The organism is Desulfoscipio gibsoniae DSM 7213 (assembly GCF_000233715.2).
Classification (GTDB): Bacteria; Bacillota; Desulfotomaculia; order Desulfotomaculales; family Desulfallaceae; genus Sporotomaculum; species Sporotomaculum gibsoniae.
Genome location: NC_021184.1, coordinates 4,836,618 through 4,855,529, shown reverse-complemented (window position 1 = coordinate 4,855,529; position 18,912 = coordinate 4,836,618). Strand labels below are relative to the sequence as shown.

At 38.2% G+C, this 18,912-nt stretch carries 22 protein-coding genes; 20 read left to right on the top strand and 2 right to left on the bottom strand.

Annotated elements, in window-relative coordinates; all coding sequences use genetic code 11:
- Positions 1 to 5 precede the first annotated feature (5 nt).
- The 10 genes from rnpA (at position 6) to DESGI_RS22615 (ending at position 7,911) form a co-directional block, all read left to right on the top strand.
- The gene (gene rnpA, locus DESGI_RS22650; protein ID WP_006522174.1) at positions 6 to 353 is read left to right on the top strand and encodes a ribonuclease P protein component; all 348 of its coding nucleotides are present in this window, start codon (positions 6 to 8) and stop codon (positions 351 to 353) included.
- Positions 354 to 355: 2 nt separating this feature from the next.
- Complete coding sequence (gene yidD, locus DESGI_RS24210; protein WP_006522175.1) at positions 356 to 565, top strand: membrane protein insertion efficiency factor YidD; 210 nt, start codon at positions 356 to 358, stop codon at positions 563 to 565.
- Positions 566 to 589: 24 nt separating this feature from the next.
- A complete protein-coding gene (locus DESGI_RS22645) occupies positions 590 to 1,261 on the top strand; it encodes a YidC/Oxa1 family membrane protein insertase (RefSeq protein WP_006522176.1) in 672 nt (223 codons plus the stop codon).
- Entirely contained in the window at positions 1,258 to 1,878 is a 621-nt protein-coding gene (jag, locus tag DESGI_RS22640; RefSeq protein WP_006522177.1) for an RNA-binding cell elongation regulator Jag/EloR, read from the top strand. Before DESGI_RS22645 ends, jag begins: the two co-directional genes overlap by 4 nt.
- Before the next feature lie 64 nt (positions 1,879 to 1,942).
- Positions 1,943 to 3,331 (top strand): tRNA uridine-5-carboxymethylaminomethyl(34) synthesis GTPase MnmE, encoded by a 1,389-nt coding sequence (gene mnmE / locus DESGI_RS22635; protein WP_006522178.1) that lies wholly within the window; start codon positions 1,943 to 1,945, stop codon positions 3,329 to 3,331.
- Between the two features lie 9 nt (positions 3,332 to 3,340).
- On the top strand, positions 3,341 to 5,233 hold the full coding sequence (mnmG, locus tag DESGI_RS22630) for a tRNA uridine-5-carboxymethylaminomethyl(34) synthesis enzyme MnmG (RefSeq protein ID WP_006522179.1): 1,893 nt from the start codon (positions 3,341 to 3,343) through the stop codon (positions 5,231 to 5,233).
- Between the two features lie 22 nt (positions 5,234 to 5,255).
- Complete coding sequence (rsmG, locus tag DESGI_RS22625) at positions 5,256 to 5,972, top strand: 16S rRNA (guanine(527)-N(7))-methyltransferase RsmG (RefSeq protein WP_006522180.1); 717 nt, start codon at positions 5,256 to 5,258, stop codon at positions 5,970 to 5,972.
- A gap of 79 nt (positions 5,973 to 6,051) precedes the next feature.
- Positions 6,052 to 6,153: a zinc ribbon domain-containing protein gene (locus DESGI_RS26575; RefSeq protein WP_157873004.1), complete on the top strand. Its 102-nt coding sequence runs from the start codon at positions 6,052 to 6,054 to the stop codon at positions 6,151 to 6,153.
- 149 nt (positions 6,154 to 6,302) lie between these two features.
- Entirely contained in the window at positions 6,303 to 7,064 is a 762-nt protein-coding gene (locus tag DESGI_RS22620; protein ID WP_006522181.1) for a ParA family protein, read from the top strand.
- Positions 7,057 to 7,911 carry a ParB/RepB/Spo0J family partition protein gene (locus DESGI_RS22615; protein ID WP_006522182.1) on the top strand — a complete coding sequence of 285 codons (855 nt, stop codon included), beginning with the start codon at positions 7,057 to 7,059 and terminating at the stop codon, positions 7,909 to 7,911. The genes DESGI_RS22620 and DESGI_RS22615 overlap by 8 nt, the downstream gene beginning before the upstream one ends.
- Positions 7,912 to 7,951: 40 nt before the next feature.
- On the opposite strand, the gene yyaC is transcribed toward DESGI_RS22615, so the two are convergent.
- Positions 7,952 to 8,551, bottom strand: a complete 600-nt coding sequence (yyaC, locus tag DESGI_RS22610) for a spore protease YyaC (RefSeq protein WP_006522183.1) — start codon at positions 8,549 to 8,551, stop codon at positions 7,952 to 7,954.
- Between the two features lie 128 nt (positions 8,552 to 8,679).
- On the opposite strand from yyaC, the gene DESGI_RS22605 reads away from it, so the two are divergent.
- The 7 genes from DESGI_RS22605 (at position 8,680) to rpsR (ending at position 13,359) form a co-directional block, all read left to right on the top strand.
- Positions 8,680 to 9,744 carry a YkvI family membrane protein gene (locus DESGI_RS22605; protein WP_006522184.1) on the top strand — a complete coding sequence of 355 codons (1,065 nt, stop codon included), beginning with the start codon at positions 8,680 to 8,682 and terminating at the stop codon, positions 9,742 to 9,744.
- Positions 9,745 to 9,765: 21 nt separating this feature from the next.
- Positions 9,766 to 10,455, top strand: a complete 690-nt coding sequence (locus DESGI_RS22600; RefSeq protein ID WP_006522185.1) for a CvpA family protein — start codon at positions 9,766 to 9,768, stop codon at positions 10,453 to 10,455.
- A 54-nt stretch (positions 10,456 to 10,509) separates the two neighbouring features.
- Positions 10,510 to 11,907 (top strand): aminopeptidase, encoded by a 1,398-nt coding sequence (locus tag DESGI_RS22595; protein ID WP_006522186.1) that lies wholly within the window; start codon positions 10,510 to 10,512, stop codon positions 11,905 to 11,907.
- Between the two features lie 34 nt (positions 11,908 to 11,941).
- Entirely contained in the window at positions 11,942 to 12,133 is a 192-nt protein-coding gene (locus tag DESGI_RS22590) for a DUF951 domain-containing protein (protein WP_041285827.1), read from the top strand.
- 227 nt (positions 12,134 to 12,360) lie between these two features.
- Positions 12,361 to 12,651: a 30S ribosomal protein S6 gene (gene rpsF, locus DESGI_RS22585; RefSeq protein ID WP_006522188.1), complete on the top strand. Its 291-nt coding sequence runs from the start codon at positions 12,361 to 12,363 to the stop codon at positions 12,649 to 12,651.
- Positions 12,652 to 12,691: 40 nt separating this feature from the next.
- Positions 12,692 to 13,114 carry a single-stranded DNA-binding protein gene (locus DESGI_RS22580; protein WP_006522189.1) on the top strand — a complete coding sequence of 141 codons (423 nt, stop codon included), beginning with the start codon at positions 12,692 to 12,694 and terminating at the stop codon, positions 13,112 to 13,114.
- Between the two features lie 14 nt (positions 13,115 to 13,128).
- A complete protein-coding gene (rpsR, locus tag DESGI_RS22575) occupies positions 13,129 to 13,359 on the top strand; it encodes a 30S ribosomal protein S18 (protein ID WP_006522190.1) in 231 nt (76 codons plus the stop codon).
- Between the two features lie 340 nt (positions 13,360 to 13,699).
- Here the strand turns inward: rpsR and DESGI_RS25965 are convergent, their stop codons facing one another.
- Positions 13,700 to 15,235 (bottom strand): hypothetical protein, encoded by a 1,536-nt coding sequence (locus DESGI_RS25965; protein WP_006521601.1) that lies wholly within the window; start codon positions 15,233 to 15,235, stop codon positions 13,700 to 13,702.
- Positions 15,236 to 15,546: 311 nt separating this feature from the next.
- On the opposite strand from DESGI_RS25965, the gene DESGI_RS22565 reads away from it, so the two are divergent.
- The 3 genes from DESGI_RS22565 to lonC are packed head-to-tail and all read left to right on the top strand — an operon-like array spanning position 15,547 to position 18,909.
- A complete protein-coding gene (locus DESGI_RS22565) occupies positions 15,547 to 16,500 on the top strand; it encodes a DUF2232 domain-containing protein (RefSeq protein WP_157872848.1) in 954 nt (317 codons plus the stop codon).
- 2 nt (positions 16,501 to 16,502) lie between these two features.
- Complete coding sequence (gene rplI / locus DESGI_RS22560) at positions 16,503 to 16,949, top strand: 50S ribosomal protein L9 (protein WP_006522192.1); 447 nt, start codon at positions 16,503 to 16,505, stop codon at positions 16,947 to 16,949.
- Positions 16,950 to 16,983: 34 nt separating this feature from the next.
- Complete coding sequence (lonC, locus tag DESGI_RS22555; RefSeq protein WP_006522193.1) at positions 16,984 to 18,909, top strand: Lon family ATP-dependent protease; 1,926 nt, start codon at positions 16,984 to 16,986, stop codon at positions 18,907 to 18,909.
- The last annotated feature ends 3 nt before the right edge of the window (positions 18,910 to 18,912 follow it).

The window sequence follows — 18,912 nt, the reverse complement described above, 5'->3', positions numbered from 1 at the left end:
AATCAATGCAGAAGAAATACTTAATTAAAAAAAATAGTGATTATCGTAAAGTATACAATAAGGGCATATCTTTATCAAACCGGTATACTGTAATTTTTGTATATAAAAATAACCTGAATTTAAAGAGACTCGGTTTTTCTGTTAGTAAGAAAATAGGTAAGGCTGTAAGAAGGAATTTTGTACGCAGGAGAATGAAAGAAATATGTAGGTTAAATAAAGACTGGTTTTTAAATGGTTACGATTATATATTTATTGCTCGTAAAGGCATAGATGAAATAAGTTATAAAGCCTTAAAAAATGGTATGGAAAAATTGGCGTACAGAATAAGTAAACATATAACAAGGGAAACTTAAGAATGAAAATAATATTAATTAGTATCGTTCGCCTTTACCAGAAGTATATTTCCCCGCTTAAAGGACCCAGTTGCAGGTTTTATCCTACATGTTCGGAATATGCTGTACAGGCGTTGTTAAAGTATGGTGTATGTAAAGGGATAGTTAAAACAGTAATTAGAATATTAAAATGCCATCCTTTTCACCCGGGGGGATATGACCCGGTTAAATGATTTATAGCCATAGGAGGCGATGGTTTGGGGGAATTATTTCAGATCTTGGTTAATGGTATAACATCTTTAACACATTGGCTATATGAATGGACGGTTACTCTAGGGTTGCCAAGTTATGGTTTGGCTATTATCATATTGACAATTTTAATTAAATTAGTTTTGTTTCCATTGAACCAAAAACAAATGGTGTCAATGAAAAAGATGCAAGAAATACAACCCAAGCTTAAAGAGATTCAAGAGAAGTATAAAAATAAAGATCCGCAAAAAATGCAGCAAAAAATTATGGAAATGTACAAGGAACATAATGTTAATCCCATGGCTGGTTGCCTACCTATTTTGGTACAAATGCCTATACTCATTGCTTTATATCGCTCATTATTGCATATAGAATTTAAGAGTACTGAACATGCAGGATTTTTTTGGATAAATACATTATCAGATAAGGACCCCTTTTTTATTTTACCTGTACTGGCAGGCGTTACTACATTCATGCAGACAAGATTAACCACATCGACAGCTGATCAAACACAGCGCATGATGCTGTATATGATGCCTGTATTTATTGCTTGGATAAGTACTACAGTGCCATCTGGCTTAGTATTATACTGGGTGATGTTTAATATATTGGGATTTACACAACAATTATTGGTTAATAGGCAGGTTGAGCAAGCAAAGGAGGGAGCTCCTTCGAAGTGAGTTATATTGAAAAGAGCGGCAAAACAGTAGACGATGCAGTTGAAATTGCCCTGGCTGAATTAAACGTTTCTCGAGAAGAAGTTGATATAGAAATTATAGAAGAACCTAGTAAAGGGCTGTTTGGATTTATAGGTGTCAAGCCGGCTAGGGTTAGAGTTAAAATAAAAGAAACAGCGGCCAGACAGGCCCGGGGATTACTTGGTAAAATTATGAAGTTAATGAATTTGAATGTAGATATAGATTTGATTGAAAAAGATGAAAAAATACTGATAAATATAAACGGTCCTGATTTGGGTATATTAATAGGCAGACGGGGAGAAACTTTGGATGCATTACAATACTTAGTAAATTTATCTGCCAATAAAAATATGGAGAAAAGAAAAAGGATTTTTATTGATATCGAGGGATATCGCAAGCGAAGAGAGGATACATTAAAAAAGTTGGCTTATAAATTAGCGGATAAAGCACGCCAAAGGGGTCGCAATGTAATATTGGAGCCTATGAATTCAATGGAAAGAAGAATAATTCATACCGCACTTCAGGGTAGGGATGATATATACACATTTAGTGAGGGAGAAGAGCCCTATCGCAAAATAATTATAGCACCGAAAAAATAAATATGATAATTAACCCAGCACGGAAAAACCCGGGCTGGGTTTTTTAAAACGGAGGTATCTTTTAATGATTGGCGACACCATTGCCGCTATTTCAACTCCATTAGGTGAAGGCGGTATCGGTATAGTCAGGATAAGCGGACCGGAAGCTACCGAAATAATCGATAACATATTTCATACAAGACAAAAAACTAACTGGCATCAGCAAACATTTAAACTTATTTATGGTTATATCCATGACCCTGATAGTGGGGAAATCATAGATGAGGTTTTAGTTGGGGTCATGAGAGCACCACATTCTTATACTAAAGAAGATGTGATTGAAATTAATTGCCACGGCGGAGCGCTGCCGATGCGTAAAATATTGGAGTTAGTTTTAAAAATGGGGGCACGCCTGGCAGAGCCTGGTGAATTTACTAAGCGTGCTTTTTTAAATGGAAGGCTGGATTTAATACAAGCTGAATCAATTATTGATATTATAAGGGCTAATACAGATGATGCTATGCGCCTGGCTATGGGACAATTGTCTGGAGGGCTTTCCAATAAGATAAATGATATACAGCAGAAATTGCTTGAGATAACTGCGCTTATTGAGGCTAATATTGATTTTCCTGAAGAGGATGTGGAAGAATATAACCTGTCAGAGGTGCAAAAAAGTGTTGAACAAATAGAACAGGAAATAAATGAACTTTTAGAAAACGCGGAAACAGGTAGAATATACCGCGAAGGTTTGCGGACTGTTATTATCGGCAAACCAAATGTGGGTAAATCGTCGTTACTGAATGTTTTATTAAAAGAAAATAGAGCTATTGTTACTGATATACCTGGTACTACCAGAGATTTAATTGAAGAAGTCATAAATATTGGTGGGGTACCACTAAAGATTATTGATACCGCAGGTATTCGGGAAACCGAAGATTTAATAGAAAAGATTGGAGTACAAAAAACCCGGGAGAGTATTGATATTGCTGATTTTATAATTATGGTATTTGATGCCCAAGATGGGTTAAATAGTGCAGATGATCAAATTATTGAATTGGTAAAAACTAAAAGAGGTGTAAAGGTTTTAAATAAAATTGATATACAAGATATGAAGAATTCTGATATTAGTTATAAATTAACAAATATACTGCCGCATTGGCCTTTGGTAGATATTTCGGCTTTTGAGGAAACAGGTATTGAAAAATTAGAAAAAGAAATTGTATCCATGGTTACTGAAGGTAAGGTTGTTCCTAAAGATGGTGTTATGATAAGTAATATAAGACATAAAAACCAACTGGTCAAAGCTGTCAATCATTTAAGAGATGTAAAAGAGGCTATTAGTCAGGGAGTGTCCATTGATTTAATAGCCATTGATATACGAGATGCCTGGGAGGCTGTGAGTGAAATAAATGGTACAGCTATTACTGAACATATAGTTGATAAAATTTTTTCCGATTTTTGTATTGGAAAGTGAGGAAGGTAAATGGATTATTTGGCCGGTAATTATGATGTTGTTGTTATAGGGGCCGGCCATGCCGGTTGCGAAGCTGGTTTGGCTGCAGCTCGTATGGGCATGAAAACACTGATGCTGACTATTAATATGGACAATATAGCTATGATGCCGTGTAATCCGGCTATGGGTGGTCCGGCCAAAGGACAGTTAATCAGAGAAGTTGACGCTTTAGGTGGAGAAATAGGTCTAAATACCGACCGTTCGGCAATTCAGATGCGCATGCTTAATACAGCTAAAGGACCGGCTGTGCAGGCACTAAGGGCGCAGGCAGACAAAAATTTTTATCATTTAAATATGAAATGGATACTGGAAAACCAAAATAATTTAGATGTAAAACAAGTGATGGTAGAAAGAATTTTGGTTCAGGGAGGCCGGGTAACCGGGGTCGTGGGGCAAACTGGTGCTGTATTTAATGCTCACGCGGTAATTATTGCTACTGGTACCTTTTTAAAGGGCCGTATTATTATTGGAGATATAGCATATTCCGGTGGCCCTAGTGGAAATTTTCCTTCCATAACACTATCCAATAATTTAAAAGAATTGGGATTTATATTAGGGCGTTTTAAAACCGGAACGCCGGCCAGGGTGGATAAACGCAGCATAGATTTTAGTAAAATGAACATTCAGCCGGGAGATCAAAAATTATATAATTTTTCGTTTATATCCGATGTAGAAAACAGAGAGCAAATCCCTTGCTGGCTTACTTACAGTAATGAAGAAACCCACAAAATAATAAAGGAAAATTTACATCGCTCACCGTTATTTAGTGGTGTTATCGAAGGTGTGGGGCCTCGTTACTGTCCATCTATAGAAACAAAAGTAGTTAGATTCACAGATAAACCTGCTCACCAAGTTTTTGTTGAACCTGAAGGAAAAAGAACTAATGAAATGTATGTGCAGGGCATGTCCACCAGTTTACCGGAAGATGTACAAATAGCCATGTTAAGGACGATACCGGGTTTGGAAAAGGTGGAAATAATTCGTACGGGTTATGCTATAGAATACGATTATGTGGTTCCCAGTCAGCTTAAATTGAATTTAGAAACTAAAGATGTTCAAGGACTTTTTACAGCCGGTCAAATTAATGGAACTTCGGGATATGAGGAGGCGGCCGCCCAGGGGATAATTGCTGGTATTAATGCTGCCAGATATATTAAAAATGAAGAGCCCTTTATTATTTCAAGGTCTGAAGGCTATATCGGTGTGTTGATTGATGATCTGGTAACTAAGGGAGTTACGGAACCGTACCGGTTGTTAACTTCACGTGCGGAATATCGTTTGATGCTGCGTCAAGATAATGCCGATTTGAGGCTAACGGAAAAAGGATATAAAATTGGACTGGTAACTGCGGAACGTTATGAACGATTTATTAATAAAAGTAAATCTGTGGCTGAAGAAATACAAAGATTAAAGCGTACATTGGTGACGGCAGGTCCGGAAATAAAATCCATTCTTGAAGAAAAAAATTCATCATTGTTTCAGGGTAGTGTTAATTTAGCCACATTGTTAAAGAGGCCGGAAATAGAATACAGGGATTTGGAGAAAATATCAATCGAACATCCACCCTTGGAAGAGGAAATAAAAGAGGAAGTAGAGATTCAAATAAAATATGAGGGCTATATTAAAAAACAGGCTTCACAAGTAAGAAAATTTGAAAAGATTGAAAACATGAAATTACCTCCGAATACCGACTATACTAAAATAAAAGGATTAGCTGTAGAGGCAGCGCAGAGATTAGAGGAAATCAAACCTTTATCTATCGGACAAGCTTCACGTATATCAGGTGTCAACCCGGCGGATATATCAGTTTTATTAATCTACTTGGAACAGAATAAGCGTAAAGAGGAAAATAAGATAAAATAAAAATACATGGGAAAGATGTGTAATGGGTAATTTATTTAGGCAAACAATTGAGCAGGGTTGTAAATTATTAGATATGGGAATATCTAATAGTGTAATTGATAAATTTGAAATATATTATCAAATGCTGATTAATAAAAATAAAGAATACAATTTAACATCTATTATAGAACCGGTGGAGGCTGCGGTAAAACATTTTATTGATTCTTTAACACTATATCAAGAAATTAGTTCTACATCAGGTGCTAAAATTGTAGATATAGGCAGTGGTGCCGGTTTTCCAGGAATACCGTTAAAAATATATAAAGATGATATTGATATGACATTAATTGATGCTGTGGGTAAAAAGGTTAGTTTTATGCAGCAAGTTATAAAAAATTTAAACTTGCAAAATGTTATTGCAATACAGACAAGGGCTGAAGAGTTAGCCTCCACCGGCAGGGAAAGATATAATGTAGCTTTGAGCAGGGCTGTAGCTGAATTAAGAGTACTGGTTGAATATGCCCTGCCGTTAATTCAAGTAGGAGGTATTTTTGTTGCAGCCAAGGGTCCCAATGTTCAAGGAGAAATAATAAATGCTGATCGGGCAATTAAAATTCTTGGTGGAGAAATATTAAATATTCGCTATGTATCTTTACCATTAAGCAACGAAGGAAGATCAATTGTTACGATTAAAAAAATTGAACATACGCTGGCTAAATACCCAAGAAGAATTGGTATAGCAAAAAAAAGACCATTATAATATTAAAATTAAACAGGGATTTTGATCCCTGTTTTTTTATTGCCTGAATGTGGGGAGGAAGTAAGGTAATTTATGCAGAATAAAAATTTGTAAGGAATATAAAGCATCTAATGGCCACGATTGCCCACAGTGCGTAACTGAACATGATCGAGATATAAATGCAGCTAAGAATCTTTTTTAAAATTCGCTAGTTAGTAACCGGAAGTTCTCCGGGAATTTACGCTTGTGAAGATTCCTCTAGTGGGGATGGGTAACCGTCCAGCTATGGGTCTATGAAGCAGGAATTTCTAAGTAGGAATATCCTTCCATAAAGAAAGGAACGTGCAGATTGTGGGAGAAATAATTGCTATTGCTAATCAAAAGGGGGGAGTAGGTAAAACCACCACGGCGGTTAACCTCTCCGCGTGGTTATCATTGTTAGGGTGTAGGGTGATGCTCGTTGATATCGACCCACAGGGAAATACAACCAGTGGTGTCGGCGTTGATAAAGATGTCCTGGAATACTGTATATATGATTTAATCTTAGGTAACATAGAAATTGATGCTGTGTTGAGAAATAATATATTAGAAAAACTTGATTTAATACCGTCTTCTATTGAATTAGCCGGTGCCGAAATTGAAATGGTTGGCGTGAAGAACAGAGAGTTTATATTAAGAAATATTTTAGTAAAAGTAAAAGAGCAATATGATTATATTATTATTGACTGTCCACCTTCACTTGGCTTGTTGACTATTAATGCCCTTGTAGCAGCTGATTCAGTAATTGTGCCTTTACAATGTGAGTATTATGCATTGGAGGGGCTTGGGCAATTAATGAACACAATAAAACTTGTGCAGCAAAGTTTAAACAAGGAATTAATAATTAAAGGCGTGGTATTAACTATGTTTGATGGACGTACAAATTTATCTATACAGGTTGTTGATGAAGTAAAAAAATTTTTTAAAGACAAAGTATATAGAAGTATTATTCCTCGCAATGTAAGACTAAGCGAGGCACCCAGTCATGGTAAACCGGTAATGGTATACGACCGACGTTCTAGGGGAGCCGAGCTTTACCGTGAATTAGCTCGTGAGGTGATGGGTGTTGAATAAAAAAAGAGGGTTGGGTAAGGGGCTTTCAGCTTTGATACCTGTAGAAGATGAAGTAACAAATAGCAGTAATGAAATGAGGGAAATATTAATTAACAATATTTATCCCAATCCTAATCAGCCCAGGCAAAGAGTAGATGAAACAAATTTAAAGGAACTTATTGATTCAATAAAAACCCATGGTCTAATTCAACCCATTGTTGTGAGGCCAGGTAAAGATGATAGTTATGAAATTATTGCTGGTGAAAGACGATGGTTGGCATGTAAAAAGGTGGGGTTGGGACAAGTACCCGTTGTTATAAAACAATATAATGATTTAGAGGCTTCTGCCGCTGCTATTATTGAAAATATCCAAAGAGAAGATTTAAATGCCGTTGATGAAGCGAATGCTTATAAAAAATTAATGGAAAAATACGGATTAACCCAAGAGGAATTATCTGTACAGGTTGGTAAAAGCCGCTCTTTTATAGCCAATATGGTTAGAATACTGGCCTTACCAGATGCAATCAAGGATATGCTGATGGAGAATATAATAACTGCTGGTCATGCAAGAGCTTTATTATCTTTACATGATAGCGAGACTCAAATTAAGTTTGCTCTTAAGATAATAAAACAACAATTAAGTGTACGTAAAACTGAAGAAATTGTAAAAAGGTTTATTGAAAACGAGCGTCAAATTAAAAAGAACATACCTGATCCAGTAACCCTGGAATGGGAAGAAAAGCTTACTAAGGATCTTGGGAACAAAGTTAAAATAAAAAACAATTCCAATGGGAGCGGTAAGATTATTATTGAATATAATAATAGTGATGAATTTCAAAGTTTAATTAAAAAAATAAAAAATCATTAAATTGTTTCACGTGAAACATATAGGAAAAAGCCCGGAGTAGTTAACAGCTCCGGGCTTTTTCCTGCCGGGAGTTTATGGCCACCTTAGATAATCCCTGAACTATAATATCTGCCATTTTCATAACCAAATTAAGCCGTGTATTCTGTAATACCAAATACTCCATAAATCCTCCTACGTTAACAATACCTGTGATATAGATATGTCCTACGGGAGGTAATGATTTATTAACACCTGCACCAGGTTGCAGTGAACCGTCTCCAATGGTTATATAACCAACGTTATCAATACTTCCCAGGCAAGCATCCAAGGCAATAACAAAAGGATCTACATATTTTTGTTGAATTTCACTTAAACACTCTTGTAAGTTACCTGCGTGAACTGGATAATCAAGGTTTCCATATATCTCGAAAAAATTGCTATGTTGATAATTTAGCTTGCTTCCTACCAATGGACCCAGGCAATCCCCTGTTGATCGATCAGTGCCTATACATAAGAGCACTACAGGTCTGGGCCGGATAACATTATACTGATTAAATTTCTCCATTATAGCCATAAATATTTTCTCTGAAGCCAGTGTGTCTTCAACGTGCACTCTACATTTTTTTGCAGTACTTTTAAATATCTGGTTTAGTACAGCCATATTATCACCTCATATTAAAAACCAACAACTAATATATTTATTTCCTTGTTGGTCCGGTTTTATTCTTTTTTTAGTTAAAAGATAAATAGTTACTGCATAAACTCACTTTATAGGGAAGAGGTGAGGTAGTGCATAAACAAATTTCTACTTTAAAAATCGCTGCTATATATATGGGTGCTGTAATAGGCGCAGGTTTTGCATCCGGTCAAGAAATTATGCAATTTTTAATTGTGCATGGCCGCAATGGTATCAAAGAAGTATTGTTAGTAACCATTTTGTTTTGTTATTTAGGAGCAGTTATCCTTTGTTTATCGGAAAAATTTAAAACAGATAATTATTTAACAATAATTAATTATTTAGTAGGTAAAAAAATTGCTAAAATACTTGATATAATAAGTCTATTAATGCTGGCAGGTGGATTAAGTGTAATGCTCTCCGGCGGTGGAGCAGTATTCAGCGAGCACCTTAATATCACTGCCTGGTATGGAATTCTAATAATAGTAGTTATAAATTGCCTGGTTCTATTATGTGGAATACAAGGATTTGTGTGGTTAAATGCTATTTTGGTACCATTAAAAATAACTGCGATATTAATAATATCAATATTAATCATACAGCTGCAAAATAACCCCGGTTCTATAAATATTATGCAGTTACCTGATAATATTACCAGGCACTGGTTTGTATCCGGTTTATTGTATGTTTCATATAATATGATAATAGTTATTGCAGTATTGACCACTATAGGAAAAGGTATTAATGCAAGAAAAGCTATAACTGGCGGAGTTCTAGGCGGGATAGGATTAGGTATTACGGCTGGAGTTATGCTTTTGGCTGGATTAGCTGTATATCCCGAAATTACAAATTATAAAGTGCCTATGCTATACATGGCTGGAATAGTAGGTTCCGGTGTTAAAAATATCATGGGGTTTTTAATCTGGTTGGCTATTTTAACTACAACGGTAGCTAATGCACATGGTTTTGCGTCTCGATTAGCCGAACCGGGCAGTAACAGATACAAGGTAATAGGAATTGGAGTCACTCTACTGGCTATACCTCTTGCAAGGTTTGAATTTGATAAACTGGTAGGTATTATCTACCCTATTTTTGGATACGCGGGTTTATTATTAATTTTTATTTTGATACTGGGCCCACCCTATAAATTTTTAAGGTTAAGTATTTTAAAAAAGTAGAAATAACGGGGAGGTAATACATTGAACTGGTTGGACTGGGTATTAATAATAATTATAATACTTTCCGCTTTAAGGGGTTTGAACACTGGTTTTTTTGTTGGTATTTCCAGAATTATTGGTTTAATTTTAGGTATTGCGGTGGCTTTTACATGCTATCGCTCACTGGCTGACTATCTTCATAAGCAGTGGGGATGGGGAAATAGTATAGCCGATTTCATATTAAATCATTTATCATTTTCATTTTTACAAGATTTAATTGGTAAAATGCCTATTACATCATATCAAACAATTCCAGGCGATCAAATTCAATCTATACCGGAAAGCTTAAATAATATAGCCCATCAACTTGCCATGACAATTTTGGAGTTTCTATCCTTTATCGCATTATTGATACTAGTAGCGTTGGTAGTCAAGATGATTATGCGTTTTACATCCGGAGCGATTGCTCATACTTTTCTCAGCCCGCTGGATCATTTTGGTGGATTAATTTTAGGCCTGGCACGTGGCGTGATAATAGTTTTGGTTATGGCACTGCTTTTGGAGCCGGTATTGGCAGCCGGGGTTATTGCTAATCATGAGAAAGCCGGTTTTATAAGCCAGGCTGCAAACGGTTCGATAATAATTCCGTATGCCTGGCAGTTGCTGAATATAGTAGATATACATTTGCCACTATGGCAATCCTCAATTGTTTTGCATGGAATTAACGGGTAAGTTTATATTAGCAGGCCATAATAAGTACATTAAATATATGTTGGGAGGATGATTATGGCCGAAAAAAGTCAAATTGCATACAGCAGGAAAATTGTTTGGGAACATTTAAGTAATCAAGAAAAGGATTCAACCCTTGAGTTGGGAGAAGATTTTAAGCGATTTATAAAGCGGGCCAAAACTGAGAGAGAAACGATAAATTTAATCAGGGAATTTGCAGAAAATAACGGCTATAAATCTATAGATAAAATTACGGAATTATTAAGACCCGGCGATCGTGTATACCAAGAAATAAGGGGGAAAGCGCTGGTAATGGCCATTATGGGTCAGCGCCCCCTTATAGAGGGAGCAAATATCATTGGCGCACATGTGGACAGTCCTCGTCTTGACCTTAAAGTACATCCACTTTTTGAAGACAATGGATTGGCCCTGTTAAAAACTCATTACTACGGGGGTATAAAAAAATATCAGTGGCTTTCTATGCCTTTGGCTTTACACGGGATTGTTATAAGAAGTGACGGTTTAAAGATAAGTATTTGCCTTGGTGAAGATGAAAACGATCCGGTTTTAACTATTACAGATATATTGCCTCATCTAGCTAAGGATCAGATGGATAAAAAAGTAAATGAAGCTTTTCCTGGTGAAAACCTAAATGCGTTGTGTGGTAGCCTGCCTATAGAAAATTTTGATCTTAAAGAGAAAGTTAAAGAAACCATATTAGAAATTTTAAACAGACATTACGGCATTATTGAGGAAGATTTAATGAGCGCGGAATTGGAACTGGTGCCAGCTATACCACCCAGGGATGTGGGGTTGGATAGATCTCTGATTGGGGCTTACGGCCAGGATGACCGGGTCTGTGCATATGGCTTGTTAATGGCTATGTCCGGGGTAGAGCGACCTGTTAATACAGCAATAGCCATTTTTGCTGACAAAGAGGAAATTGGAAGTGTTGGTAATACCGGTATGCAGTCCAATTTTTTTGCCAATTTTATGGCTGAACTGCTGGGTCAAAATAACGCACAATATAATGATTTGATGCTACGCCGGGCGATGAGGTTGTCCCGGGCGTTATCGGCTGATGTTAACGCAGCGGTTGATCCTGGTTTCGAAAAAGTTATGGAAAAAAATAATGCCGCCCGTTTGGGCTGTGGTCTGGTAATTACCAAATATACAGGTGCTGGTGGTAAAAAAGGCGCAAATGATGCCCATGCTGAGTTTATGGCTTGGGTGAGAAAAGTATTTAATGAACATCAGGTTATTTGGCAAACGGGTGAATTAGGTAAAGTGGACCAGGGCGGCGGCGGTACCATTGCCTATATGTTAGCCAACTATGGCATGAATGTAGTTGATTGCGGTGTAGCTCTTTTAGGTATGCATTCACCTTTTGAAGTAAGCCATAAAGCTGATATTTATATGATGTATAGAGGATATCAAGCTTTTTTTAACTCCTAAATAAATCTTGATTTAAGCAGGGTGATAAACTATGCTGGTTAAATATAATGTAGGGGATGTAGTTAAGACTCGTAAGCCGCATCCCTGTGGTGGTGACGAGTGGGAGATAATGCGCACGGGAGTGGATTTTCGTATCAGGTGTAATAAATGTGGCCGGGTGTTGATGCTGCCACGGCCTAAATTTGAAAAAAGTGTAAAAAAAATAATTCATTCAAATAATGCCTAATACTAATGATTAATGAATCGATTGTTCGCTGATATAGCTTGCACTATTAACTTTTCTATGCTATAATTTTATAGCCAAAATTGGCAATAAAATTAATCTATGGACCTACCCTGCTCCACTAAAAAGGTATATCGTAACTGTGACTTTGATTTGGATAGAACTATTGTAATCCGCAATATACCAACGTAACAGTGGGGCCTTATGTCCACAGGGAGGAGGTGAATTTCGTGCGTCAATATGAATTAGTATTTATTGTTAGGACAGACCTTGACGAAGAGGCCACTGATGCCTTGATAGAAAAAGTTAGAGGTATTGCCGAAACCAATGGCGCCGAGATTATTAAGCTTGAAAAGTGGGGCAAGCGCAGGCTGGCCTACGAGATCAAGAATTCTCGCGAAGGTTTATATGTGATTATGAATTTTAAAGGCGATGCGGCAGTAGCTGCTGAACTGGATCGAGTACTAAAGATCACCGAAAATATACTGCGGCACATGATTATTCGTGAGGATGAAAAGTAAATAAATAGAGAGATCTAAACACGCCAAGGCGGTGATTTTGATGTTAAATAAGGTTATTTTAATCGGCAGACTAACCCGGGATCCTGAGCTGCGTCATACAGCCAGTGGTATGCCGGTGGCAAGTTTTTCATTGGCTATGAATCGGCAGTTTACTAACCGGCAGGGTGAAAGAGTAGATGAAACTGATTATATTGATATTGTGGTGTGGCAAAAATTGGCCGAAACTTGTGCTAACTACTTGGGCAAGGGACGGTTGGTAGCAGTGGAAGGAAGACTGCAGTCGCGCTCTTATGAAGATAAACAGGGTATACGCCGTAAAGTGGTCGAGGTTGTAGCTAGTGATGTGCGTTTCTTAGATTCAGCCAGGGATGCCCGTGGTTCGGTTACCGGTGGAAATAAAACCGCCGAAGGTGAGCGTTTTGCCAGCGAGATCAGCTTTAACGAGGAGGATATTCCGTTTTAGGAGGGAAATAATACATGAGGCGTGAACGTGGGCGTCGGGGCAAAAAGCGTATTTGCAGTTTTTGCGTCGACAAAATAGAAAGTGTTGATTACAAAGACGTGCCGCGTTTAAAAAAATATATTACAGAGAGGGGTAAAATTTTACCCCGTCGTATATCCGGCAACTGCGCCCGTCATCAACGCATGCTGACCTTAGCGATAAAGAGGTCGAGAAATATAGCACTTTTACCATTTACCGCAGAGTAATTTAATTTATCATAATTTAGGGGGAACGTATAGTTCCCCTTGCTTTATTTTTAACACCTGGTATGTTGGTCAACAAATAACAGTTTAAGTACAGGCATTGTAGTGAAGGAAAAACTATATGCATGCAGAACTATTATTTGTTGTATGATGACGTTAAGATGAATTAAATGAGTATAATCGAAAAACATAAAATCCCAAATACCATATAAAGGATGATTAGAAAAATATAAGCAAACTGGGTAAGTAAGAGAATAAAAATGCGCATACCAAATAGGCCTTTTTGAATTGATTTAAAAAAAGCCTAAAAACAATTTGAATATAACTTAAAGCATAACCCAGATTAGGCAGCGAACCTTGAAAGGACAGGAAATATATCAGTGATTGAAATGGTGCTCTCGCCAGCCCATGCATCAACATAACAACAGAAAGCACCAAGAAATACTCTAACTATCCTACGTTCTCGGGTAAAAACAACGGCAGATTCAGCGTTAAAATCATTATTGATTCTGTCCCAGGCCCTTTCGGTGGTAGAGCGTCTTTTGTAAAGCTGCTTCCACTCATCCGAGCCCCTTAAAATAGGCGTAAAGAACCTGGGGTTATCACTTGTTTTTGTATAAAACGTTTTTTCGCTATATAAATGGCACTTATCACAGGAATTACATTGCACAGGGAAAAGCCACTTTCGTCTGAAGGACTTGGACATTAGGCCCCAGTTACGTAATTGGTGTCCTAAACATTTGCAGTGAGGGATCCCTTTTTTATCAAATTCAATAAAATCACTCACTGCATCAGGCTTAGAAGCCCGAGCGTTAAGATCAATAACGGGCTTGATGCCATAATGCATATTGAGAAGATAGAATGGATTAGCGTCATAAGCCGAATCGTAAACAGCAGCATTAAAATTAATCCCTGGGTACAAATCCACAAGCTCTTTAAGTTCATAAACACTAGTTACCGAATCATGACGTTCACCAGAAACACATTTTATATGGATAGGTAAGCTGTAGAAAGAGTCACAAGCAGTGAAGCCATGAAAAGTATGGCCATAAAAGTAACGCTCATTGTAACTATCCCAACCCCAAGAGGCAGAGGGGTCAGCGAATAAGCGGAGGCAATCGCAACGTTCGCCGGGCTTTAACTTACAATTGCAAACCTTTTTGCCGTAGTAAGAGGCATGAGTAGGCATGCAAGTGCCATCAGCGGCGACATTCAATTTATTAGGGTCGCCAAGGATACCCCTGGCTAAGGATGGCATAACAAAAACATCTTTTAGAATCTGGTTTAAAGTAGATTCCAGATTACCAGGGAGCTTGGCATTATTGTATTTTAGCACCCTATTAACCAGGCGTTCCACTACGCCGGGCTTGGATGAATCCAGTTTCTGATTTTTCTTCTGCTTCTTTTTAGGCTTACGCTTGAGCTTGCGCAGCTTCGATTTGTAAAGGATCCGATTCTTACGAATCAGCCTATCCATATAATTATAAAAAGTACCCACGCCCGGGATAGGATCTGCCGGAACATCATCAACTTTAACAGTAGAAAAGCAGGCGGGCAAAAAACCAGATAAAACAGCAAGAAAAGGATCAGACCTTAAAGAATCCACCCACTTGGGGATGCTGGTTTCACCAGTAAAAGTCATAAGGATAAGCGAGCGAAGCAAGGCCACCGCATCTTTGGGTGGGATGCCCCGATTAGCCCTTGAATACCGGTTTTTAATAAGCTTAACAATGCCGGTAAGATCGGCACCCCAAAGTTTAACAACTAAAGAAGCTTTAGTTACGATAGTAATCTGCTGGCCGGTCGAAATATAATAGCGAGTTAAAAAATCACAAACGAAATCTTGATACTGCTCATGAGAATACTTGACAACTAACATAAAATCTACTCCTTTCAAACCGATATATTGGAAATAGCTTCCAATTCAATTTTGGAGCGATTTTAGAATTGTCAAGCAGGTAAAATGACCGTGAATCACTATTTAATTCATTTAAACCCAGATATCTTTTTAATAATAGCCATACCTAATAATTACGATGGGACATAAAATTAATTGTTTTTTGAGGTGAAGCCTCAAAAGGCAAAAAAATAAAGCCTGTATTTGCAAGGCTTTGGGATTTTTCGAATGTACTAATTAAATAATTTTGAGGTGGTTTTTTGCATCCGATAATAAAGAATTACCCAGGTGTAATGGAAGTAATAATTGCGACTACCGTTATGGCTTTATTGGGTTTATTGGGCCTTTATATTGCACCTTTGTTTTTCTTAATTATGCTGTTATTACCTTTACCGTTAGTTTATCTGATTTTAAAGCGAGATTTATTATATGCTTTGCTGGCTGTTGTGTTAACTCTGTTTATGCTGATGTTTACTTTTGCTAATATTAAATCGGCCGGATTGCTGGTTTTTCAGTTCGCTCCTTTGGGTATTTTAATTGGTCTAATGTTAAAAAACAATGTAACTGTGGATAAAAGCATGGCGGTGCTCTTTTTTTGGGCATTGCTGATAGCCGCATTAAATTTATTGTTTAGCTTTATGTTAAGCGGCGCTGGTATTTCTCAGGTGACAGAAGAGTTTCGAGCTACCATGGATCAAATGGCTCAGATATACAATCAAAACGGTCTGCTGGATGAATCAGATAGGCAGCAGTACCTGGCCCTTACCGAACAAATAGTTAATCTTGTGCAAACTTTTTTACCAGGAAGTGTGGCTGTGTGGAATATTATGTTGACGATGTCCACATATTTTATCGCCAGGTACTGGATGCGTAGTTTAGGTTTCACTATACCTAATAATTTTCATTTTACACAGTGGCGGCTGCCATGGTATTCTATTTGGTTGATAATTATTGGTTTGGCACTAACCCTGGGCGGTGATGAACTATCCTGGCAACTGATGGAGGTAATTGGTAAAAATATACTATATATTGCAGCGTTTATTTTTTTTGTATTAGGAATGGCTATAATACTTCATTTTATACAGTTATGGAGAGTTTCTAAAGTAGTTAAAATAATTATCATGCTAGTTATGTTGCTATATTTACCTTTTACCGCGATGGTTGCGCTCACTATTGGTATAATAGATCCGGTGGTGAATATACGCCGTCAGCCAGGTGAAGACGGTGATGGAAACAAAGGAGGCTGATTATGCAGGTAATTCTTTTAGAAGATGTAAAAAAACTGGGTAATAAAGGTCAAGTAATAAAAGTTGCCGAAGGTTATGCCCGAAACTTCCTAATTCCCAAGGGCCTGGCAGTGGAGGCATCCAAGGGGAAGTTGAAGGATTTAGAAAAGCAGAGTCAGGTACAGGCGGCTCAAAGAAAAAAAATGGAGGAACAAGCAAGAGCTTTAGGTCAGCAGCTGGAAGGTTTGAAATTGGTTATGCAAACCAGGGTGGGCGATGCCGGAAAATTATTTGGTGCCATTAATAATAAGGATATAGCTGAATTTTTAAAGAACAAATATGGGCTTGCGGTGGATAAGAAGAAAATTATACTAAAAAGCCCAATTAAAGCACTAGGCGAATATGCCGTTACTGTTAAATTGCATCCGGCAGTGCAGGTACAAATTAATGTCGAAGTGGTTCCGGAGTAGGCTTAATAATTGACAGTAAGGAGAATTGACAGCAATGAAAAGTATTCTGGATAAAATAAAGGGTAAAAATGAATTAAGCGTCAAGTTCAGGGAACAAGAACAACTCCGGCGGCAGGTAAACTCTCTATTTAATTTGCTAACGGAGTTGTACGGCTCGGACAAAATTGTACTGCGGGCCGGAAAGCTAAATGTGTTGCAGATGATGCGCTCTGAATTTTTACCCGAAAGGGTTTTGGCCTTACAGAAACTTGTATTTGAGGATCCTACTTTCGAAACCGTACCGGAATTGGATGATATACCAAATATACTGGATGAAATAGAAAATGAGATTGCCGATATAATAGCACGGCGTACTCTGGAAGATGAGCTGGAAAAAAAGATTAATGAACGGCTACAACAGCGACACGAGGAATATGTACGCGAGATAAAAATGCAGATTATCAAGGAAAACACTGGGCCGGAAAATGCCCAAACATTGAAAAAATTTGCTGTGTTGGAAAAACTGGAGCAAAAACATCTTGTACGCTCAGCACTTGACGTGCTGCGCCCTTCAAGTTTTGATGAAGTTGTGGGTCAGGAGCGTCCGGTAAGGGCTTTACTTTCTAAATTGGCATCTCCTATCCCCCAGCATATATTGCTTTACGGACCGCCTGGAGTGGGCAAAACAACTGCGGCCAGGCTGGCCCTTGCGACAGCCAGGGGTTTAAAGCACAGTCCCTTTGAAAATGATGCCTCATTTGTAGAGGTAAATGGGACAACTCTGCGTTGGGACCCGCGGGAGGTGACCAATCCGCTTTTGGGTTCTGTACATGACCCTATTTATCAGGGAGCCCGGCGAGATTTGGCCGACAGTGGCGTACCTGAACCTAAACCAGGTCTGGTCACGGATGCCCACGGGGGTGTATTGTTCATTGATGAAATAGGTGAATTGGATATTGTTTTACAAAACAAATTGTTAAAAGTATTGGAGGATAAGCGCGTATTTTTTGAATCCTCCTATTATGACCCATCGGACAACAATGTACCCAAATATATTAAAAAGCTGTTTGAAGAGGGAGCCCCTGCAGATTTTATCCTTATCGGTGCCACTACCAGGGAACCGGAGGAAATTAACCCGGCTATTCGCAGCCGCTGCGCGGAAATATTTTTTGAGCCGTTAACTCCTTCTGATATTTATAAAATTGTACAGCAGGCCGCAAAAAAGTTAAATGTGGCAATAGAAGATAATGTGGCTGATATTATTGCTGAATATACCATTGAAGGTCGCAAGGCGGTTAATATACTGGCGGACGCTTATGCATTGGCTTGTCACAGGTCACAGGACGGTTTAAACCCGGCTATTAAAGAAACTGATGTTTATGAAATAATCCAGGTAAGCCGGCTAACACCATATATTCTCCGGCGGGCTACTGAAAAACAAGAAGTGGGTAGGATTTTTGGCCTTGGTGTGGCTGGGTTTATTGGATCCGCCCTGGAAATTGAGGCGGTTGCTTTCCCGGCCCGGCGTAAGGAAGGCGGAATAATCCGCTTTAATGAAACTGCGGGCAGCATGGCCAGGGATTCGGTATTTAATGCAGCCTCTGTTTTACGCAAATTAACCGGCCGTGATTTATATGACTATGACGTCCATGTTAATGTAGTTGGCGGCGGTCGTATTGACGGTCCTTCGGCTGGTGTGGCTATTTCCCTGGCGATTTATAGCGCCCTGGAAAATCTACCTGTCCCTCAAAATATTGCTGTTACCGGAGAGCTTTCCATACAGGGAATGATCAAGGCTGTCGGTGGCGTGCCGGAAAAAATTTACGGTGCTAAGCAGTGTGGTATTGATACCGTATTTATACCTGCGGAAAATGAGAAGGATATACCAACAGATGCCAGGGGGGTTAAAGTTATACCGGTACAAACATTGGAAGAAATAATTAATCAAATATTTGCAGCTCATAATAAACTGGCCAATTGATTA

Excerpts from the sequence above, each read along its gene's own strand:
- yyaC (WP_006522183.1), bottom strand. The coding sequence starts at position 8,551 with ATGGCTGTACTAAACCAGATATTTAAAAGTACTGCAAAAAAATGTAGA.
- mnmG (WP_006522179.1), top strand. The coding sequence starts at position 3,341 with ATGGATTATTTGGCCGGTAATTATGATGTTGTTGTTATAGGGGCCGGC.
- yidD (WP_006522175.1), top strand. The coding sequence starts at position 356 with ATGAAAATAATATTAATTAGTATCGTTCGCCTTTACCAGAAGTATATT.
- mnmE (WP_006522178.1), top strand. The coding sequence starts at position 1,943 with ATGATTGGCGACACCATTGCCGCTATTTCAACTCCATTAGGTGAAGGC.
- DESGI_RS22595 (WP_006522186.1), top strand. The coding sequence starts at position 10,510 with ATGGCCGAAAAAAGTCAAATTGCATACAGCAGGAAAATTGTTTGGGAA.
- rpsR (WP_006522190.1), top strand. The coding sequence starts at position 13,129 with ATGAGGCGTGAACGTGGGCGTCGGGGCAAAAAGCGTATTTGCAGTTTT.
- lonC (WP_006522193.1), top strand. The coding sequence starts at position 16,984 with ATGAAAAGTATTCTGGATAAAATAAAGGGTAAAAATGAATTAAGCGTC.
- DESGI_RS25965 (WP_006521601.1), bottom strand. The coding sequence starts at position 15,235 with ATGTTAGTTGTCAAGTATTCTCATGAGCAGTATCAAGATTTCGTTTGT.
- DESGI_RS22565 (WP_157872848.1), top strand. The coding sequence starts at position 15,547 with ATGGAAGTAATAATTGCGACTACCGTTATGGCTTTATTGGGTTTATTG.
- rplI (WP_006522192.1), top strand. The coding sequence starts at position 16,503 with ATGCAGGTAATTCTTTTAGAAGATGTAAAAAAACTGGGTAATAAAGGT.
- rsmG (WP_006522180.1), top strand. The coding sequence starts at position 5,256 with ATGGGTAATTTATTTAGGCAAACAATTGAGCAGGGTTGTAAATTATTA.
- rnpA (WP_006522174.1), top strand. The coding sequence starts at position 6 with ATGCAGAAGAAATACTTAATTAAAAAAAATAGTGATTATCGTAAAGTA.
- DESGI_RS22580 (WP_006522189.1), top strand. The coding sequence starts at position 12,692 with ATGTTAAATAAGGTTATTTTAATCGGCAGACTAACCCGGGATCCTGAG.